Genomic DNA, 20,193 nt, shown 5'->3' with positions numbered 1-20,193 from the left:
ATTGCTAATTATTAAGCCTATTCTCCTAGATTTGCTTCTTTAATGTATTTTACTAAATGAGTTATTAATGAAATAAAGCTGCCAATAGTTAAAGTGATACCTGCTCCAAATAGAAATGTTGCAGTCATTTGTTCTGCTTTTGCCATATAAACATCCTCAGCTGTTAATTTTTGGTTTAGAAAATGATTACCAGTTATTTTGTAAAGTGTTTCTGAATTATTAATTAATGTTCCTGCAAAAATGGCTCCTATTGTACTTAATGTAAAAACAGCCAAATTAACATAAAATTTATCTCTTGCATCACTAAGTCTATTTTTATTGGTTTTTATCATTTCTATTTGTACTTGATCTTCATCTTTATTTATTAATTTGAATCTATCTTTATACCCTTGAGATTTAAGCAAAATGATGTCTTGATTTTCCGGTTTTTCAATTTCAATTGGGGTTTCTCCTATAAATATGCCTTTTTTAAAAACTTTAGATTCTACATTGCTTGTAATTGATACTTTTTTAGAGATTGTTCTTTTTAAGTCAATATTTAATATTATTGAATCTGCATTTTTTACTTTTCTTTTAATATAGTAGTTTTCGAAATTTGTACTTGTGATTTGTATTTCAATCTCTTGGTTTGGGAGTTTAGAAATGTCAAAAATATTATCGTAATAGATTCCTTTTGAAACAAATTTTTCATTTATATAGATTTTTGCATCTGGGTTGTTTTTGACATTAATATTGATTTTTAAAAATTCTCTACCCAATATTTCTTTGAAACTTTGGCTTGTGATTTTATCCGCAATTTCATTAATAGAAGATGATGTTTTAAATACCGCTTTTTTAGTCTCAATTTTTTCAGGGGTGATGTTACTAATTTCTAGTAAATAATAATTTTCTATTTTTTTCAGATCAATATAGTTAATAAAAAATAATGCTTCTCTTATGAAAAATTCTTTATTTAAATCTGATATGTTTATTTGTTCTTCGATTTTTTTATATTTTACTTTTAGTTTTTTTAAATTATTAAAATATTCTGCAAATTTTTTTTGCTTGCTGTTAATATTTTGAATATTTTTTTTAAGCTCATTAATTTTAGTATTGGTGCTATGCTTTTCTTTGGAGTTTATTATGTTTTGAAGTTTTTTTTTATCCATTTCTTCTCTTAATTTGCTAATTTCAAGTTCTGTTTTTATTATATCTTGATTTATATAAATATCTTCAATGATATTCTTGTTATTATTGTTTACGATATGTTCTGTTATTTTATCGTAGATTTTGTCCAATTGTTTTTCAATGCCTTTTTTAAGGTCAATATTTTCTTTTTTTGTATTAATTATGTAGGAAAAGTTATACTCAATATTACTTTGAGCGTGTATTTTGTATATTGTAAATATTAGTAAGGCTATTACTAATGTTAGTTTAAGCTTTTCCATTTTAAATACTCTTCTATGAAATTGTCTATGTTGCCGTCCATAACCGAAGTTGTGTTTGAATTTTCAAATTTTGTTCTGTGATCTTTTACCAAATTATAAGGCTGAAATACGTAAGATCTTATCTGGTTACCCCAGGAAATTTCTTTTTTTGTATCTTGTTTGGATTTATTTTTTTCATCTTCTTTATTCTTGTAGTATTCATAAAGTCTTGATTTTAAAACTTTCATTGCCATTTCTTTGTTTTTGTGCTGACTTCGGTCGCTTTGAGATTGAGTTACTATTCCTGTTTCAATGTGAGTTATTCTCACAGCAGAGGATGTTTTGTTAACGTGTTGCCCTCCGGCTCCCGATGCTCTGTATGTATCAATTCTAATATCTTCTGGTTTAATTATTATTTCTATTTTTTCATCAATAACAGGGTCAATAAATACTGATGCAAAAGAGGTATGTCTTTTTTTAGCAGCATCAAACGGAGAAATTCTTATAAGACGATGTATTCCCACTTCACTTTTTAAAAGTCCATACGCATACTCACCTTTTATTTCTATTGTAACAGATTTGATCCCACCTTCTGCTTCAAGCAAATCAATAAGCTCTGTTTTGTATTTTTTTCTCTCAGCATATCTTGAATACATTCTGTAAAGCATTGCAACCCAGTCGCATGCTTCAGTGCCTCCAGCTCCAGAATGAATAGTTAAAAAAGCTCCATTTGCATCAAGCTCTTCTTTAAAGTAAGAAATTGTGAGTAAATCTTTGTACTGTTTTTCAAGTGCATTAAATTCAATTTCCAAGCTGTTAGTATCTTTTTCATTTTCAATAATTTCGTATAGATCACTTAATTCTTTGATTTTGTTTAATAGCTCTTCCCACAGATCAATTTTGTTTTTTAAAATACTTTGAGCTTTAATGACTTCTTTGGCTTTTTTAGGATCATTCCAAAAATTTTTCTGGTTTATTTCTTTTTCGTATTTTTCGATTTTAGCTTGAATTTCTTTTTTGTCAAAGCTTCCTCCAAATGTCTTCAGCTTGTTTAAATAATGCATTTATTTTTTCTTTCATCTTTATTTCTCGCTATCATTGATTGTATATTAATATAATTATATTTGGAATTAAAGATAAAATAAACATTATAAAAAAATATATTGATTCGTTGTCTAGTATTTTTATTTTAGGGTTTTTGTCAAAATTTTTTTTTATTAATGTTATTGACATTAAAGCTATTAGTATTCCAAGTGCAGACAGAATGAGTATTTCTAGTCCTTCAAAAAATCCATTATTTTTATCAAGTGCAAAAAATGTTATTGCAATTAAGCTGCTGTTTGAAAGCATGAAATCGTTTGAATAATTTGATTTTTTATTGTAAGCAATAAATATATCATTTAATACTTTAAATGATAATATCAATATGTAAATTAAAATTACATAAAAAATTGGAATTAAGAACAATACATTATTCTTCGCAAGCAGTTTATAAGGATAGAATGATATTGAATATATTAATAAAGAAATAATTGTTATTATGAGATATTTTTTTATTAAGATTGAATTACTTTTTATTTTTATATCCTCAAATCCAACAAAGTGTATTAAAGTTAAGTTGTTAATAATCAAGTATGTAATCAAATTGTTAGTCATAATTTTATTATATCCTTTTCATTCTCAAGAGGAGTTTTGAATGTTTTTTCTTTATTTGTTTTCAAAACATGTATTATTTTTTTAATTTTTAAGGTTAAACTATATTTTTTTATTAAGCTTGAACTTATTTGTAAGATAAAAATAGATATTATGATCGACAAAGTTTCAAAAGGAATATAGCTTAATATTAAAAAGTATGTAAATGCCAATAGTGATCCGTAGAGTATTTGCTCAAATTTAAAGTGTGGTGTTATTTGCACTTCTGTTGCCATTGTAAATATTAAGAGCATTGTTATTGGAGAAATAAGCAGTGTTAGCATGTCTGAGCTTATGTGGTTTAGCATTCCCATATTATGTGCTATGTATGAGATTGTCATCAAGCTTATATAAAATGACAGCGGTATTAATTTGTTAATTATGTATTTGTCAATTATTAATAAGAGTCCAAGATAAAGCAAGATTGGAGATATTTTTTTTTCATTATTAACTCCCAAAAGACTTTCAATATGGAATCTTGTGATAATTATATTGAAAGTGGAAAAAATGTTTTTATTTACAAAGTTTTCAATAGCATCAATTGTTTTGTTTTCATATCTTGTGAAGGTATTCAAGCTTTTTAAATTTTTTATGTTTGGATTTGTATCAATTATTTCGTTCCAGGTTGGAATTGTTGATGTTGAGTTTTTAAGTCCTTCTTGATAAGTTTGCTTAAAGCTTACTGGAAAATTTAATACAAAAAACATAAAAGAAATTAATATAGGATTTGCTAAAAATGCTGATAGCCTGAGAAAGTAAAAGAATACTAAAAAAGCAAATAATAATGAGGTTATTTTTAGTGTAATTCCTAAATTTAAGGGCAATATAATGCTCATCATTAAGGCGCTATAAACAAAAAAGGATAAACATTTGTAATTAATTCTTAGCATTATTGGAATATAGATTGCTACGCTAATAAATATTAATATCAAAGTGTCTGTCATGAATTTTGTGTTATTTAAGAAAGAAAACATTAGACCGGGCAACAATGCTAGTATGATAGTAAAGTATATATCTTTTAAATTGTTTTCAGTAAATATCACCTTATTTATTAGATTTTCATTTAGGACTTTTCCTCTAATTTCTTTTTGAACTTTGTGTATTTCTTCTTCTACCTCTTTGTCTGTATATGTAAATATTTTTAACTCATTTGTATCATTTTTTTTTTCATTTTTTAGGTATGAAAAAATAATATTTTCCATTTGTAATGGTGAAAAACTTGATATAAACAATCCTTTAATTTTGTCATATAATGATTTTTTCTTTAATATAGTGAGACTATAAACATCTCTTGTTATTGGTATGTTTAATGTATTAATTTTTATTTTATTGGCCGGGTTGTTTAAAAAAATTTCATATTTTTTTGTATCAATTTTTTCATTTATTATTTGGCTAAAAGAAGTTCCAATTTTTACTTTTAGTATTCTACTTTTTATTTTTTTATTTCCATTTATAGCTATAAATTTTTCTTTATAAGGATTGTTATTTTTTATAACAAGATTTGTATTGTATAGATCTTCAATATTTACTAATAAAATATTGTTTTGGGGATTTATATCATCTTTTGTATTTTTGTTGTTGTATAAAAAGTGCATTATCATTTCGTGATTTGTATAAGGATATGCATTTTCTAAAGATTTAATTTTTATTTTGCTGTTTTTAAAAATACTCAATTTTTCGAATTCTTTTTTGAGCTTTTCTTTATCTGATATTATTATTATTTCTTTGAATTTAAATATTTTGTAGATTATTTGGAATCCTGAGAGGATATCTTCTAATTTTTCTGCTATCAGTGCTTCTGAAGTATTTGTAAATATATCTTTTCCGTTTGTTAATAGAATCATTTTGTCTATTTTTTGACATTTGTTTATGAATTGAAATAAGGAATTTTCGTTAAACCAAGGAATTCCTAGTTGAATTAATTTTGCTAGGGTTTTTTCTCTTGAGATTTCATCTTCAATTGGGGTTTTTTCGGTTTTTATTTTTCCTTGAAATTTGATTAATGCTGATTTTAATTTTTTTCCATCCGGAAAGTTTGCTGTGTATACTTTTTCTACTATTCCAGATATTGGAGAGTATGTGTATAGTTCTATGTTTGAATTTTTCGATAAAATTTGATTTTCTTCTATTTTTTGTTTTTCGATTATGTATATTATAGATTTTGAATTTTCTGTTTCAAGGGGTATTAGGGCATATTCAGGTATTTGAATCTTGTCAATATTTATCTCGTACTTATTATATTTTTTGAAAATTGTTTTTATTTTTTTTAAGTCTAGCATTAGCTACCTTATCCTTGAATATATTTTTTATAGGTTTTTTCACTTATGTTTAAAAGAATTGTAAATCTTATTGCTTTAAATAGGAATAGCAATACAAAGAAAGGTAAAGAGCATAAGAATAGTATTTTGTAGTTTTTTTTATGAATGTTGATATTACTGCTATTTTCTTTATATATTAAGATTGGATTTTTATTTTTTAAAAACAGACTTGCAAGATTTTTTTTTAGAGTTTCATCAATAAATGATTTGTCTACTTCGTAAACAGTTTTAGGATTAATTTCTATTTTGTCGTTTTTAATTTCAAAGTAATTTTCTTTTATATTTTTAGGAATTTCCCCATATTTAGCGTCAATATTGTATTTTAGTTCGTTTTGATGAAGAATGTGTGATAGATATCCTACAATATTGGGCATTTCTTTGTTATACCCTAGCATTATATAAATATTGTTAGGATTTAAGTAATCAAAATAATTTAATTTTTTACTGTAAAGGTAGTTGATGTTTTTATAAGAATTTAGCATGTAGCTTGAATAAGCGAATGGTATTAACGAGAGAGTAAATAGTAGTAAGTGTATTGCTATTTTTGATTTTAAATCTTTTTTTTCTTGTTTTTTTTTCTCTTTAATTTCAATTGGGAATAAGAATGTATCTTTAAAGTTGCTTTCTGTTTTGATCCAGCTTAAAATTAAGAAAATGCAAAGGGTTGGTATTGCAATAAATGCAATAAAAACAGGATCAATATTTGCAGTAAGAAAGGTTGTGATTGCAATGAAATATAGGGTTGTGAATATAAATAAAAATAACAAGTGTTTTATTTTTTTCATCAGTGTTAAAAAATTAATTTCTTTTAAATATATTTTATTGTAATTTTTGTTAAAATTATTGATTATTAAAAATAATAAATAAGAGAAAACTGTAAATGGATAAAAATACATTATTTCTTTGCTTATTATAAAAATAAAGGATGAAATTAATAGAAAAATTAAAGTAAATATAGAACTTGATGGGTCTAAAAAAATTAATAAAATTATTATGATTAGAAATATTATGCTATAAATGAAGTTAATTTTTGTTTTATAGTCAAGAGAATGCATTTCAGCATTAATTTTGAGCTCTTTTTTTAATTTTTGAAAATTTATAGTTTTAAACTTGTTTTCAACATAAAGAATTTTTTTATATCCAATGTTGAAAAGATTAGGGAGTTTGTTTAAAAATATATTTTTTCTCATATCAAGGTTGTTAAGTTTGTTTGCCTCATTTATTGTGATTTTTTTATTTTCGGGAAAGTCTAGAATGTCAATTTTTGTTGTGTATTCTGAGATTGTTTTATATCCTAGTGAATTTATATATTCATTAGCAGTTTTTAGATCGACTTCATTTTCAAAGTATAGGGGTTTATAATCTCCAAATTGAGCTACATCGCAGGAATTGATAAGTGACATTGTTGTAGTTAAATATAAAAAACTTAGAAAACGAACCATTTATTTTTTCCTATGCTATAAATAGCACACAATATATGCAGAGATTATTCCTATTATTATGCCGGTTAGAACTTCTTTCTTTTTATGTCCTTTGACCACTTTTATTTCTGTTGTATCAATTTTTATTTCTTTTTTTAATTTTTCTGATAATGCGTTTAAATATTCTGCTTGAACTCCGGACATATATCTCACCCCGAAAGAATCTCTTATTGTAATAAGGGCAAAGGCAAGAGCTATTATAAAATTTGTATCTATTCCTTCAGTTAGTGCAATTGAGGTTGAAAGAGCAGTAACTGTTGATGAATGACTGCTTGGCATGCCCCCTGTTTCTAGGAAAATTTTTTTTAAAAGATGTATTGGTGTTAGTTTTAACTTTCTTGTTTTTACGGTTTGAATACCATATTTAATCACTTGAGCAGAAATTCCCGATAAAAGACAAGATAAAAAAAGATCATTGGTAAGCAATGCCCTTAGCATTATTAAACCCTCCTTTATATTTCGAATTTGCCAGCTTTTATTATTATGTGTTCTTTTCCATTTTTGTCTACACCAATGACATTCAATTTATCGCTTCCAATCATTAAATCTGTATGTACTAATGAAACGTTGCATCCATAAGTTAGTTTATCGGTGTCGGTTTTTAAATCTTCTTCATTGCTTAAACAAGATGGATATGCAGCTCCTAGCGCTATGTGGCAACTTGCATTCTCATCGTATAATGTGTTGTAAAAAGTAAGATTGCTTTGATAAATAGGGGAGCTGCTGTCAACCAATGCTACTTCTCCTATATATTTTGATTGAATGTCAGTTTCAATGTGTGATTTTAATATTTCTTTTTGTTTTTCATCCCTACAGCCAAAATCAACGACTTTTCCATTTTCGAATTTTAACCATATTCCAGATATTAGTGCTCCAAGTACCATGACAGGGCGAGTTGCGTATACAATTCCTTTTGTTTTTTTATAGTTTGGAGTTGTAAAAACCTCTTCTGTTGGTACATTCGCATTAAATTTTATTTCTGTTCCTTTGACTTTTTCGCTTCCACCTGTCCATAAAGAGGTTTCAAGTAAATACACTTCTAGGTTTGTTTTTTCGGTTTTAAAAATTACTTTTTCTAGGTTGAGTTCGTTTAAGATTTTACATCTTTTGTTAAGTTTTTCTCCATGGGATTCCCAATTTTTTATTGTATTCTCTCCATCAAGTAGCAATATTTTCTTTTGTATTTTGAAAAATTCTTCTAAAGTTTCATTTCCTTCTTTTTTATTTAAAACTTTGGAAGCCCATTTTGGACCTGGTGCACAAACAACACACCATGCTATTTCGTTACTCATTATTGCTTGTGACAAGGTTTTGCTTGTTAGATTTAAAGCTTTTTGATAAATTGACATTTTTTGACCAATGTTCTCTTTTAATTCTTCAAAATTTTCTGTATCATCGACGCTAATTCTTGCCCATTTATCTTGAACTATTTCTTTTAAAAAGCTTTTTTCGGCATTTGGAATGAATTCTAAGTTTTTCTCTTGCGAGAATTCTAATCTTGATTTTAAAATATCAATGTCTTTAATATTTAGTTTGACATATTTAGCTCCATATTCATAAGCTTTTTTTGCTAATATTTTTAAAAAGTTGTAATTTTCAATTGAGCCTTGAATTAGAACACATTGATTTTTTTGTAAATTAATTCCTTTTAAAATTATAAGTTCTGCATATATTATTAAATCTTTCTCCATTTATTCCTCCTAGATAGGTTCTTCTAAAACATTCTCGTTAATGTAATTTGCAACAGCTTCTTCATCATTTGTTCCTATTACTTCTAAGTAAGGAAGCATTGCTTTTAATCTATAATTTGCATTTCCCATTAGCAATCCCTTTTTTACATTTTCTAGCATATCAGTATCATTAAATCCATCGCCAAAAGCTATGGTTTCGCTTAAATCAATATTAATAATTTTAAGAACTTCTTTTAATGCATTCCCTTTGGATACTTTATGATCTACAATTTCTAGTGAATTTGGAGTAGAAAGGTATGCATTTATTTCTCCTTTGTATTTTTCTAAAATCATTGCTTCATATTCTATTAGACTTTCTTCTCTACCGGCCAATATTATTTTTGCAACATTTTCAAAATTTTCAAGCTCGCTAAAGTCTTTGATTTCTTGAATTTTATTGATTGGGCTAACTATTCCATGTCTGAAAATATTGGATTCTTTTTTTAATTTTTTGCATTCATCAATTGCGATTTTAGTCTTAATGTCAATATTTAATTGGTCGTCGTATTGATCTGCTTTATGTAAAAAATGTGGTATGTAGCTAAACTTCTTTTCTCTTAGGCTTAAAATCTTCTTTACCACTTCAGGAGACAAATTATGACTTTTTATTAATTTCCATTCTTGGTTGTAAACTTTTGCACCGTTCAATGTAATAAAAAATGAAACTTGCAGTTGATCTATTTTTTTTGTAATTTGAATGATTTCATTTTTGCTTCTGCCTGTTGCTATTATGAATTTCTTTTTTTCTTTTGTTAATTTTTTAATTACAAGTTCTGTAAATGCTCCAATATAGCTTTTTGATAGCAAGAGAGTCCCATCAAGATCAGAGGCAACCGCTTTAATATTTTTCATATTTTATCCTTTAGGAGTTAATTTCAAGCTAAATTATATCAAATAAAAAATTTTTTTTAAATTAATAATTATTTGCTATAATAGTGTTAATAAGGTTGTGTAAAGGGGATTTTTTTGGGTATTAATAAAAGATTAGCTTTGCTTAGAGAGCATATGAGAAAAAATGGAATTGATGCTTATTTGGTAGCAGGTTATGATCCTCATTTTAGTGAATATTCTCATGAAAGGTATAGTACTCGTAAGTTTATTACAGGCTTTTCTGGTAGTTTGGGCACGGTAATTGTAACATTGTCAAAAGCCGTCCTTTTTACAGACGGCAGGTATTTTTTACAAGCTGATCAAGAACTTAAGGGAACTGAAGTTGCATTAATAAAGCTTGGAGTAAAAGGGTCCCCCGATGTTTTTACATATATAAATTCAAATTTACAAGAATTAAAACTTGGAATTTACTCTGATGAGATTAGCATAAAGTTTTATAAAGAGTTTTCTGAGAAATGTAAAAATACACATATTAGTGTTTTAAATCAAGATCTAATTGATTTAATTTGGGAATCTAGACCCCAGCTTGAGCTTAGCCATATATTTGAATTGATTGATGCTGAGAGGAATAATAAAAGAGCTGAAAAGATCAAATCTATTCATTTAAGTTTGGAAAAGAATTTGGCAGATTTTTATGTTATTACTGCTCTTGATGAGATTGCTTGGATATTGAATTTAAGAGGGTCGGATATTAAAGAATCCGCATTGTTTTATTCGTTTCTTTTAATATCTAGGAATAAGGATCAGAAAAACGTTCTTTTTATTGATACAAAAAAACTTGATTCAAGCGTTAAAGAAACGCTTGAAATGGATAATTTTGAAATAGAGGCTTACAGCGATTTTTACTATTTTCTAGAGAAAATAAAGCATAAAGGTAAATTCTTTGTTTCATTTTATGCTAATGTTAAGGTTTTAAAGGTTCTTGGTGAGGCTAATGTGATTTTGGGAGAGAGTATTGTAAGCGATCTTAAGGCATCAAAAACGGATTATGAACTTCTTAAGATTAAAGAAGCTCATATTATTGATGCTGTTGGCTTGATTAAATTTTTACATAAATTTAAAAGTCTAAGTATGGCCGAATTGGCTAAATTAGATGAAATAGATATTTCTGATATGCTTTTGCAGTTTAGAAAATTGAATAAAAATTTTTTTAGTTCTAGTTTTGACTCAATAGTTGGTTTTAAAGAAAATGGAGCTCTTCCACATTATAAGCCTAAAAGAGGTAAGAAAATAAATACAAAAGGTCTTCTTCTGATTGATTCTGGGGGTTCGTATTTTGGACTTGGTACGACAGATGTTACAAGAGTTTTTCTAATAGGAGATGCTTCTAGTGAAGAAAAGCGTGACTATACTTTGGTTCTTAAAGCTTTCATTAGTCTTGCTTCTTTAAAATTCCCATATGGATCTTCAGGGGCTTTTCTTGATGGAATTTGTAGATTGCCGCTTTTAAAAAATGAATTAAATTTTATTCATGGCACTGGTCATGGTGTTGGATTTTTTCTTAATGTTCATGAACTTCCAGTTTCTATTAGTCCTAATTCTAGTTATCCTTTTAAAGGATCTGAAGTGGTTTCAATTGAGCCTGGTCTTTATCGAAGGCTTAGTCATGGAATAAGGATTGAAAATTTAGTTTTTGTAAAGCAAGCTTTTGCAAATGACTTTGGAGTTTTTTTGGAGTTTGAGAATTTAACTCTTGTTCCTTTTGAAAAAGAATTAATAGTAAAAGAAATGCTTTCAGAAGATGAGTTGAATTATATTAATAATTATCATGAATCTGTATTTTCAACTTTAAAAGAGCATTTTGATGGTGAAGGGGAGTTAGAATTTTTAGCAAAGTTAACAAGTAAAATATGAGATTTATAATTGCATTTTCAATGATTTTAAATCAAGGATTTTCAAGCTTGTTTTCTTTATCAGAAGATATTGTTTTTGAGAGTTCTTATGAAATTGCAATTAAAAAAGCTCAAAAATTGGGTAAAAATGTTTTAATTTTAGTTGGCAGAGATATTAAAGAGAATTTAATAAAAGATTTTTTAAATTCTTTTAGAAGTGATGAAGTTGTTCGCACAATAACTAAAAAAAATGTTTTTTTAGTTATTGATAAAAATAATGAAATTTTTAATAAAATTAATCTACAAAAAAGCCCAACTATTTTTTTTATTGATCCTAATAATGAGCAAATAAAGGCAGCTTATGTGGGGCCTGTTTTAAGCAGTATTCAATTCGATAAGGATTTTTTAAGCTATGTTATGGGGGCTATAAAATCAACAAGTGTTTTAAAAAAACAAAAAAATTATGAAATTAATACTGTTGATGGGAAGACCTTTTTTTATAAAACATTAAAAGGTGATTGGCGACTAAAGTTTGACGGCAAAGACAGAAAGCTTGTTCTTTTTGATACAGATCTTAAAGAATTTTTAGTTTTTAAAGATATTGATGAAAATAAGCTTTATGCTATTCCTAAATCCAGAATTGGCAATATTTATTTTTCATTATTGGGAAATGAGGAGTGGAAGCTTTTTGGAAAAATAAAATAAGTTTCTTTTTTAGTTTTAAAGGGGGGTTGAGCTTTTATGGAAATGGTATTTTATCCTAATGATTTGCTTCGTGTTAAGACAAAACAAATTGATAATATTGATAATAAGATTAGAGATTATGCTAAAAAGATGATAGAATTGATGGATATTAGCGGTGGAGTTGGGCTTGCTGCTCCTCAGGTAGGTCTTGATCTTTCACTTTTTGTAGTTAGAGAGAATAAAATGGTAAAACCTTTGGTTTTTATCAATCCTTTAATTACAGAGACTTCTTATGAACTTAATTCTTACAAAGAAGGGTGCTTGAGTATACCCGGAGTTTATTATGATTTAATGAGGCCCAAGGCTATTATGATAAATTTTTATGATGAGAATGGAAAATCTCTTACTATAGAAAATTCTGATTTTTTGGCAAGAATTATTCAGCATGAAATGGACCATTTAAATGGAGTTCTTTTTATTGATTATTACGAAGAAAGGCTAAGAAATAAATTATTAAAGCCTTATATGAGAGAAAGAGGTTTTAAGGGAAAATGAAAATATTTTTTGTGAGCTCTTCTTCTATTGCTTTAGAAGTTTTTAAAGAGATTGTAAGGCATTATGAAGTTGTGGGAGTTTTAACATTGCCCGATAAACCTAAAGGCAGAGGACAAAAATTAAGCCAAAATGCAATAAAGATGGAGGCCGTTGCTAGGGGTATTAAAGTTTTTGATCCCTTAATTCTTGATGACAATACATTAAATTTAATTAGAGGCTTGAATCCAGATTTAATGCTAGTTTTTTCTTATGGCAAGATCTTTAAAAAAGAATTTTTAGATATTTTTCCAAAGGGATGTATTAATGTTCATCCTTCTCTTTTGCCCAAATATAGGGGTGTTTCTCCGATTCAATCTGCAATTTTAAATGGTGATTGCGTTAGCGGTATTACTATTCAGAGTATGGCTTTAGAAATGGATAGCGGCAATATTTTAGTGCAAAAAAGTTTTAAGATAAGATCTTATGATACAAGTTATGATATTTCAAAGCTTGTTTCGAGCCTTAGCCCAAGCCTTGTCTTAGAAGCTTTAGAAAAAATTAGCAAAGGTTTTTCAGGAATTCCTCAAAAATCAAGTGACGTTACTTTTTGTTCTTTTTTAAAAAAAGAATTGGGATTTATAGATTTTAATTTAAGTGCATTTGAGATTAAAAATAGAATTAATGCATGCAATCCTTGGCCACTTGTAAGAGCTAAGCTTGATTTTGGTGAGATTATTTTTCATCGTGCTGATTCTTTGGAAATAGATTTATATAAAAAGAAAAAAGTGGGAGAAATTATTGATTTTGATCCCGAAAGAGGATTATTTGTAAATGCCGGGGAAGGTATTCTTTTGTTATTAGAAGTTCAAAGACCTGGGAGAAAGGTTTTAGATTTTAAATCTTTTTATAATGGAAGTAGACATCTAATAGGCCAAGTGTTTTCTTCAATAGGGGGAGTATATTAGTTTTAATAATAATAACAATCTAGAGAATAAATTTTCTAATGGAGAGGAATTGTTTAAAGATAAATTAGATCTGACTCAGAGTGACAAAAATTGTAATGATGAAATATTAATTTTGCCTAAAACTACAATCAAGGGTTTGCTTTTAGTTATTTTTGGATCTTTAATTGTTGCTTTTGCAGTTTTCTTTATGGTTTTGGAAAATAAGGAGATTGCAGTTGTTCCGAATCTTTATTCTCTTAGTATTGAAGATGCTATTCTTGAATTGCAGAGAAAAGATTTAATTCCACACATTGAATTTAAATTTTCTTCAAGTGCTCTTGACAAAGGGAAAGTGATAGAACAGGGCCCAAAGCCAGGAACTGTTTTAAGGCATAATAATAAGGTCATAATTTTCATTAGCAAAGGGGCTGTAATAAACAGCGTTGATAGTTTTATTGGCAAAAACATTGACGATGTTATTATTAATTTAAAGGCAAATTCTTTTGATAATTCTAAATTGCTTTACCATATTGTTAAACCTCTTGAGGTTGAGAGCGAATTACCGAAGGGTATAATAATTCGTCAAAATCCATCGCCAGGTAGTCAAATATCAAGTTTAACAGATCTTCAATTTTTAATTAGCAAGGGCAAAGACCGTTTGGACAAATATGCGAAAAATTATGTTGGAATTTATTATAAAGATGTTGTTGTTTCTCTTTTGAATGATAATATTAACTTTGACATTGATTTGGTAAATACGAGTGATTTTGGGAATGTTGTTTCTCAGTCTATTCTGCCTGGAACTAAAATAAATGAATCAAATAGAATTTTAATTACTATTGCAAGACCCAAGGTTGACAATAAAATTGCTTTTGGAATTTTGACTTATAAATTAAGGCAACATCCATCTTATGTTGATATATCTGTTAGGCTAAAAGGTTTGGATGGTGAAAATTCTTTGATTTATTCCTTCAAGTCGATGGGAGGATTGATTAAATTGCCTTATGAGGTTTACAAAGGCTCTAAGATTGAGCTTTATATTTATGATAAGCTTATCAATCAAACAGTTATAAATTAATTTTGTTTAAACGAATTGGCTTAAAATAATAAAAAAATTTCTAACATAAAATCATATTACATATTAATTAGTTTAGCTGCAGCAATAATAGATCCAGCAATTATGGCTGTTTCTGTTCTTAGAATGTTTGAGGATATACTGTAAGAGGAGAAATTATTTTGTGTTATTAATTGTTTTTCTTTTTCTGTAAATCCCCTCTCAGGTCCCACAATAATAGTTAAATTATCTGCTTGTTTTATATCCATTAAATTTTTTTTGCTATCTTTTTCAAGCAATATTTTTATTTCAAAATTTTTTTGTTTAATATATTTAAGGCTATCTTTCAAATTTTTAATAATTTTTATTTTAGGCAGGTAAGTTACCCCTCCTTGCATTGCTCCGGCTATTAAATACTTTTCGTAATCATTGTTTTTAAAGATTTTAGAATTTAAATATGATTTTTCAGTAAGCTCAGCGTTAAAAAAAATTATTTCGCATATCCCAATACTAGCAAGTTCTTTTATTATTCTTTTAGCAACAATTGGCCTTATCATTCCAATTAGTACATTTAATTTTTTAAGTTTATTAGATTCTCCTATTTTAGAAATTTTCTTGAAAAATAGTTTTTTGTCTTTTTTGTAAATGCAATGGTAAATGTTTTTTTCTCCAATAATTCCAAATTTAAATTTGTCGTTATCTTTTAATTTTAAGATTTTAATAAGATGTTCTGTCCTAGCGTCATTTAGTGAAATTCCTTTTTTAAATTCATCAAAAGTTATTAACATTAGATTCATTTCTTATAATTCCTTATTATTAATATTGTATTTGTGATATAATTTTAAGTCGATAGGGGGGCATGTATAATATATGGCTATTTCTTTAACCAAAGAAGATTTTATTGCTAAAGTTTTTGATTATGAGAATGATAAAGAATGGAGTTTTAAGGGCGAGCGGTCTGCAATTATTGATTTTTATGCTGATTGGTGTGGTCCATGTAGAATGCTTTCTCCGGTTTTTGAAAAACTTTCTAAAAAGTACGAGAATAGTATTGATTTTTACAAAGTAGATACAGATAAAGAACAAGATATTGCTTCTGTTCTTAAAGTGCAAAGTCTTCCAACTATTCTTTTTATTCCTGTTGATGGCAAACCAAAGGTTTCTGTTGGCTTTTTACAAGAAGATGCTTTTGAAAATATAATTAAGGATTTTTTTGGGTTTTAGTTTGCAAAATAAAATAATTTAATTACTATAGCAATTAAATTATATGTAAGTTTATATATGGATTATTCTAGGGTATAGTTAATTTGTCCAAATCTGATTTAAATTTATTGGTAGAAAATATTAAATTTGAACATCTTAGTGTTTTTTATGATTTTATTTTATCCGTTTTAAATACTCTTTCTATTAGTGATTTTGAACTTTCAGTTATTCTTTGTGATAATGTTTATATACAAAAATTGAACAATAAGTTCAGAAACAAGGATGAGCCGACCGATGTTCTTTCTTTTAATTATAATGAACTTAACGAAGATTTAGTTGATAGCATAAATTATAAAATACAAGGAGATCTCATAATATCTTTTGAATATTTAAAATTTAGTTCTCAAGAGTTTAATGTTGAAATTTACGAGGAGCTTCAGCGTGTCACTATTCATGGGATTTTGCATTTAATGGGATATAAGCATGAAACTAATGATTTTCAAAAGGAAGGTATGTTGATTCTTCAAGAAAATATCTTAAGAAAAAATAAAAGGGTATTTTAGATGTTGGGATTTTTTAATTTTAAAAATAAAAAAAAGAAAAAAGGAAGCCCAAAAAATGATATTGAAGATAAATCGAATATTGAAACTTCTTTGATAAAAAATTTCAATGCTCTTAAAGAGACTATTGTAAAAGAGATAATGGTTCCTAGAATAGGAGTCATATTTGTTGATTATGCTAAGAGCAAGGATGAGCTTTTAAAGGTTGTAACATCTAGTAGTCATTCAAGATTTCCTGTGTATCATGGCACTATTGATAATATTGTTGGGATAATTCATACAAGAGACATACTATTGCATATGTGCAAAAAGGATTTCTACGAAATAGATTTAAAAGATATTATGCGTAAGGTTATGTTTGTTCCTGAAAGCAAAAAAACGGATTCTCTTTTAAAAGAATTTCAAGAAAATCATGTTCATATTGCAATTGTAGTTGATGAGTATGGTGGGGTTTCAGGCCTTGTAACTCTTGAAGATATTCTTGAAGAGATAGTGGGTGATATTCAGGATGAATTTGACAATGAGCTTGATGAAATAGTTTTTCTTGATGATGGGTCTTATCTTTGTGATGCGAGAATTTTAATAGAGGATTTAAATGAAAAGCTTAATTTAAATTTGCCAAATGGAGATTTTGATACTCTTGGTGGTTTTGTTTATGATCTTTTTGGGAGGATTCCTTTGAAAAATGAAAAGGTAGAATATGGCAATTTAGTTTTTTCGATTAAAAATATGCATCAAAGAAATATTAAGGTAATAAAGATTTCCAATAAGGAAGGTTTATGAATTTTAATCGATTTTTAATGTTATTCCTTTTTAAAATGTTATTTTTTTTTAATTTTAGTGCTCTGTTAGCTAGTAGTGATAATACAGCATTGGGGTATTATCAAAAGGCTCATGAATATTATTTATCTAAAAGGTATTATGATGCTATTGATGAGCTTGTTGAGGCTATAAAAATTAATCCTAATTATTATGAAGCTTATAAATTTATTGCATCAATTTATTATTTTCTTAAGATATATACTCAAGCACAATTTTTCATAGAGAAAGCCTATAAAATGTCTAATGAAGACATTGAGTATAAAATTCTTTATGCAAATATATTGCTTAAAAATAATAAAATTGATCAAGCAAAAAAAATCTATTCTGAGGTTTTAGTTAAACAGAAAAATAATATTGATGCTTTGGTTGGACTTGCTTCAATTTTTGAAAAAAATGGATTATTCATCGCTGCTGCTAATTATTATTTGTCTATTCTTGATTATAGTCAAAATAATTATAGTGCGTTTGAACATCTTATTGATATTTATCAAAGGTTGGGAATGCATGACAAGATTAGGCATTTGATAAATAAAGTTAGGGTAAATTTTTTATCTTTTCCAGATTTTCATAAAAGAGTAGCTGAATTTTATATTAGTGTTAATAATTTAGGTCTTGCTGAAAAGTATGCTTTAAATTATTTGGCTTTAATTGAAAGTTCTTATAAAGATTTTGGAGTTGTTGATGCGTACCGATTGCTAGCGCTTGTTTATTTGCATGAATTTAAATATGAGGACGCAATTGAAGCATTACAGAAAGCTATTTTGGTCAATAAAGATTCTGATGAACTTTATTATTTATTGGGGTATTCTTACTTAAAATTTGGGAATGTTGAAAATGCTATTTTAAATTTAGAGCGAGCTAAAAATCTCAAAAAAGATTTAGAATTTTATAATATTGCTCTTGAGGAAAGTTTTTTTGCATCTAATTTTAGAAATTTTTTGAAGAATGATTCCAATGTTAAAATTTCTAAGCATTATGAAAATGAAGGACTTAAAGCTTTTAAATCTTTAAATTTAAACAAAGCACTGTTTCATGCAAAAAATGCTGTTGACATTTGGCCTGACAATGATAGTGCTAGGTTTTTGCTTTCAAAAATATATAAGCTTATGAATTTAGATATTATGGCTTATGAGCAGCTTTTTTATTTGGCAAAACAGAGAGGTTCTACTGATTCTAGAATTTTGGATTTTTATGATGTTGTGTCTTTTGATGTTAGAAAATCTTTATTTTATAAATACGGATATAAAAGTATTTCTGATTTTAATAAACTTTATGATGACAGAATGGTTTATAGAATAGCTATTTTTACTAAAAGTGAGAATAAGGTTTTTGGGGCAAACGATTTGATATTAAGATATGCTGAAAGGGTGCTTGAGCGCAATTTGAATATAGAAATAGTTAACTATAATTTTGATTACAATAAAAATAGAGATTATATGATTAATAATTTTTCCGAAGGATTTTCTTATTCTAGAAATAATAATTTGGATTTGTTTTTAATTTTTGATTTTAATGCAGACATTTTGAAAAATTCAGCTACTTTGGTAGTAAATATTTTTTCAGGGAAAACAGGGATTAAGGTTGGTTCTTTTTCTTATAATGTGGGGGGTGTTAATTATTTAAGCAATGCTTTAAATTCCCTTTCTAAAGATTTTCATGATTATTTGCCTAAAAAAGGCAAGATCCTTCAAATTAAAAATGACGATGCTCTTATTAATCTTGGTCAAGTAAATGGAGTTGTAAAGGGTGATGTTTTTTTAATTCTTAAGGAAGGTGCTTTAAACGGTGATACTAGAGACTCTAGTTTTATTGTTTACAAAAAATCAGATATTTTGGGAGAGATTTTAGTTGAAGATATAAGCGATTATATTTCTAGAGGTACAATGAAATCTTCTACGTTTTTAAAGGATTATATTCAAGAGGGAGCTACCGTACTTGTAAAAAGATAGTTTGACACTTGTTATTAATTTGTGATTTAATAATTCTAGTAAGAATAAAATCAAAAAAATTGGAGGATTTTGTATGAAATTGGCTATTAATGGTTTTGGTCGTATTGGTAGAAATGTTTTTAAGATTGCTTTTGAAAGAGGAATTGATGTTGTTGCAATAAATGATTTAACAGATCCTAAAACTCTTGCACATCTTTTAAAGTATGATTCGACCTTTGGAGTATATAATAAAAAAGTTGAGTCAAGAGATGGCGCTATTGTTGTGGATGGAAGAGAAATAAAAATTATTGCTGAGAGAGATCCTAAAAATCTTCCTTGGGCAAAGCTTGGAATTGATGTTGTAATTGAGTCAACAGGTGTTTTTTCATCAGCAACTAGTGATAAGGGGGGGTATCTTGATCACGTAAATCATGCTGGTGCTAAAAAAGTTATTTTAACAGTTCCTGCTAAGGATGAGATTAAAACAATAGTTCTTGGTGTAAATGATCACGATGTTAATTCTGATTTAAAGGCTGTTTCAAATGCTTCATGTACAACCAATTGCTTGGCTCCTCTTGCAAAAGTACTTCATGAATCATTTGGAATTGAACAAGGACTTATGACAACTGTTCATGCTTATACTAATGATCAAAGAATTTTGGATCTTCCTCATTCTGATCTTAGAAGAGCAAGAGCTGGTGCGCTTTCTATTATTCCAACTTCAACTGGCGCTGCAAAAGCGGTTGGACTTGTTTTGCCTGAACTTAAGGGAAAGTTAAATGGGACTTCAATGAGAGTGCCCGTGCCAACAGGCTCAATTGTTGATCTTACAGTTCAACTTAAGAAAAAAGATGTTACAAAAGAGGAAATTAATTCTGTTCTCAAAAAGGCATCAGAAACACCCGAGCTTAAAGGTATTTTAGGGTATACAGAAGATCCAATTGTATCTTCAGATATAAAAGGGAATTCTCATTCTTCTATTGTTGATGGTCTTGAGACAATGGTTCTTGAAAATGGATTTGCAAAGGTGTTGTCATGGTATGACAACGAGTTTGGGTATTCTACCAGAGTAGTTGATCTTGCTCAAAAATTGGTAAAATAAGTAGAAATGTTT

At 27.5% G+C, this 20,193-nt stretch carries 19 protein-coding genes; 10 read left to right on the top strand and 9 right to left on the bottom strand.

Annotated features, from left to right (window positions below; translation table 11 throughout):
- Positions 1–17: 17 nt before the first annotated feature.
- The 8 genes from DB723_RS00365 to DB723_RS00330 form a co-directional block, all read right to left on the bottom strand.
- Positions 18–1,427, bottom strand: a complete 1,410-nt coding sequence (locus tag DB723_RS00365; RefSeq protein ID WP_151551295.1) for a hypothetical protein — start codon at positions 1,425–1,427, stop codon at positions 18–20.
- A protein-coding gene (prfB, locus tag DB723_RS00360; protein ID WP_151551292.1) for a peptide chain release factor 2 occupies positions 1,409–2,486 on the bottom strand; the annotation gives its coding sequence in 2 pieces (ribosomal slippage) (positions 1,409–2,428 and positions 2,430–2,486; 1,077 coding nt in all). Before prfB ends, DB723_RS00365 begins: the two co-directional genes overlap by 19 nt.
- 15 nt (positions 2,487–2,501) lie before the next feature.
- Positions 2,502–3,062 carry a hypothetical protein gene (locus DB723_RS00355; RefSeq protein WP_151551290.1) on the bottom strand — a complete coding sequence of 187 codons (561 nt, stop codon included), beginning with the start codon at positions 3,060–3,062 and terminating at the stop codon, positions 2,502–2,504.
- Positions 3,059–5,377, bottom strand: a complete 2,319-nt coding sequence (locus tag DB723_RS00350) for an RnfABCDGE type electron transport complex subunit D (RefSeq protein WP_151551289.1) — start codon at positions 5,375–5,377, stop codon at positions 3,059–3,061. The genes DB723_RS00355 and DB723_RS00350 overlap by 4 nt, the downstream gene beginning before the upstream one ends.
- Positions 5,378–5,385: 8 nt before the next feature.
- Positions 5,386–6,858, bottom strand: coding sequence for a hypothetical protein (locus tag DB723_RS00345; RefSeq protein ID WP_151551287.1), 1,473 nt, complete (start codon positions 6,856–6,858; stop codon positions 5,386–5,388).
- Between the two features lie 15 nt (positions 6,859–6,873).
- On the bottom strand, positions 6,874–7,335 hold the full coding sequence (locus DB723_RS00340) for a divergent PAP2 family protein (RefSeq protein ID WP_151551285.1): 462 nt from the start codon (positions 7,333–7,335) through the stop codon (positions 6,874–6,876).
- 14 nt (positions 7,336–7,349) lie between these two features.
- Entirely contained in the window at positions 7,350–8,588 is a 1,239-nt protein-coding gene (locus DB723_RS00335) for an aminopeptidase (protein WP_151551283.1), read from the bottom strand.
- 9 nt (positions 8,589–8,597) lie between these two features.
- Entirely contained in the window at positions 8,598–9,479 is an 882-nt protein-coding gene (locus tag DB723_RS00330) for an HAD family hydrolase (RefSeq protein WP_151551282.1), read from the bottom strand.
- Positions 9,480–9,593: 114 nt separating this feature from the next.
- Between DB723_RS00330 and DB723_RS00325 the strand changes: the two genes are divergently transcribed.
- From DB723_RS00325 to DB723_RS00305, 5 genes are read left to right on the top strand one after another with little or no spacing between them, the layout of a single operon-like run.
- Positions 9,594–11,372, top strand: a complete 1,779-nt coding sequence (locus DB723_RS00325) for an aminopeptidase P family protein (RefSeq protein ID WP_151551280.1) — start codon at positions 9,594–9,596, stop codon at positions 11,370–11,372.
- Positions 11,369–12,055 (top strand): hypothetical protein, encoded by a 687-nt coding sequence (locus DB723_RS00320; RefSeq protein ID WP_151551278.1) that lies wholly within the window; start codon positions 11,369–11,371, stop codon positions 12,053–12,055. The genes DB723_RS00325 and DB723_RS00320 overlap by 4 nt, the downstream gene beginning before the upstream one ends.
- Before the next feature lie 36 nt (positions 12,056–12,091).
- Positions 12,092–12,589, top strand: a complete 498-nt coding sequence (gene def, locus DB723_RS00315; protein ID WP_151551276.1) for a peptide deformylase — start codon at positions 12,092–12,094, stop codon at positions 12,587–12,589.
- Entirely contained in the window at positions 12,586–13,533 is a 948-nt protein-coding gene (gene fmt / locus DB723_RS00310) for a methionyl-tRNA formyltransferase (protein ID WP_151551274.1), read from the top strand. The genes def and fmt overlap by 4 nt, the downstream gene beginning before the upstream one ends.
- A gap of 49 nt (positions 13,534–13,582) precedes the next feature.
- Entirely contained in the window at positions 13,583–14,590 is a 1,008-nt protein-coding gene (locus tag DB723_RS00305; protein ID WP_188093251.1) for a PASTA domain-containing protein, read from the top strand.
- A gap of 56 nt (positions 14,591–14,646) precedes the next feature.
- Here the strand turns inward: DB723_RS00305 and DB723_RS00300 are convergent, their stop codons facing one another.
- Complete coding sequence (locus DB723_RS00300) at positions 14,647–15,363, bottom strand: 16S rRNA (uracil(1498)-N(3))-methyltransferase (protein WP_151551272.1); 717 nt, start codon at positions 15,361–15,363, stop codon at positions 14,647–14,649.
- 73 nt (positions 15,364–15,436) lie between these two features.
- Between DB723_RS00300 and trxA the strand changes: the two genes are divergently transcribed.
- The 5 genes from trxA (at position 15,437) to gap (ending at position 20,181) form a co-directional block, all read left to right on the top strand.
- On the top strand, positions 15,437–15,790 hold the full coding sequence (gene trxA / locus DB723_RS00295) for a thioredoxin (RefSeq protein ID WP_151551270.1): 354 nt from the start codon (positions 15,437–15,439) through the stop codon (positions 15,788–15,790).
- Positions 15,791–15,873: 83 nt separating this feature from the next.
- On the top strand, positions 15,874–16,332 hold the full coding sequence (gene ybeY / locus DB723_RS00290) for an rRNA maturation RNase YbeY (RefSeq protein WP_151551269.1): 459 nt from the start codon (positions 15,874–15,876) through the stop codon (positions 16,330–16,332).
- Positions 16,333–17,112, top strand: coding sequence for a hemolysin family protein (locus tag DB723_RS00285; RefSeq protein ID WP_151551268.1), 780 nt, complete (start codon positions 16,333–16,335; stop codon positions 17,110–17,112).
- Positions 17,109–19,100, top strand: a complete 1,992-nt coding sequence (locus tag DB723_RS00280) for a tetratricopeptide repeat protein (protein ID WP_151551266.1) — start codon at positions 17,109–17,111, stop codon at positions 19,098–19,100. The genes DB723_RS00285 and DB723_RS00280 overlap by 4 nt, the downstream gene beginning before the upstream one ends.
- A 73-nt stretch (positions 19,101–19,173) precedes the next feature.
- Complete coding sequence (gene gap, locus DB723_RS00275; protein WP_151551265.1) at positions 19,174–20,181, top strand: type I glyceraldehyde-3-phosphate dehydrogenase; 1,008 nt, start codon at positions 19,174–19,176, stop codon at positions 20,179–20,181.
- Positions 20,182–20,193: the final 12 nt, after the last annotated feature.

The sequence above is a fragment of the Borrelia maritima genome, from assembly GCF_008931845.1.
GTDB classification, from domain to species: domain Bacteria; phylum Spirochaetota; class Spirochaetia; order Borreliales; family Borreliaceae; genus Borreliella; species Borreliella maritima.
The sequence above is the reverse complement of the archived record's forward strand: the minus strand, read 5'-3'. Positions and strand labels throughout refer to the sequence as shown.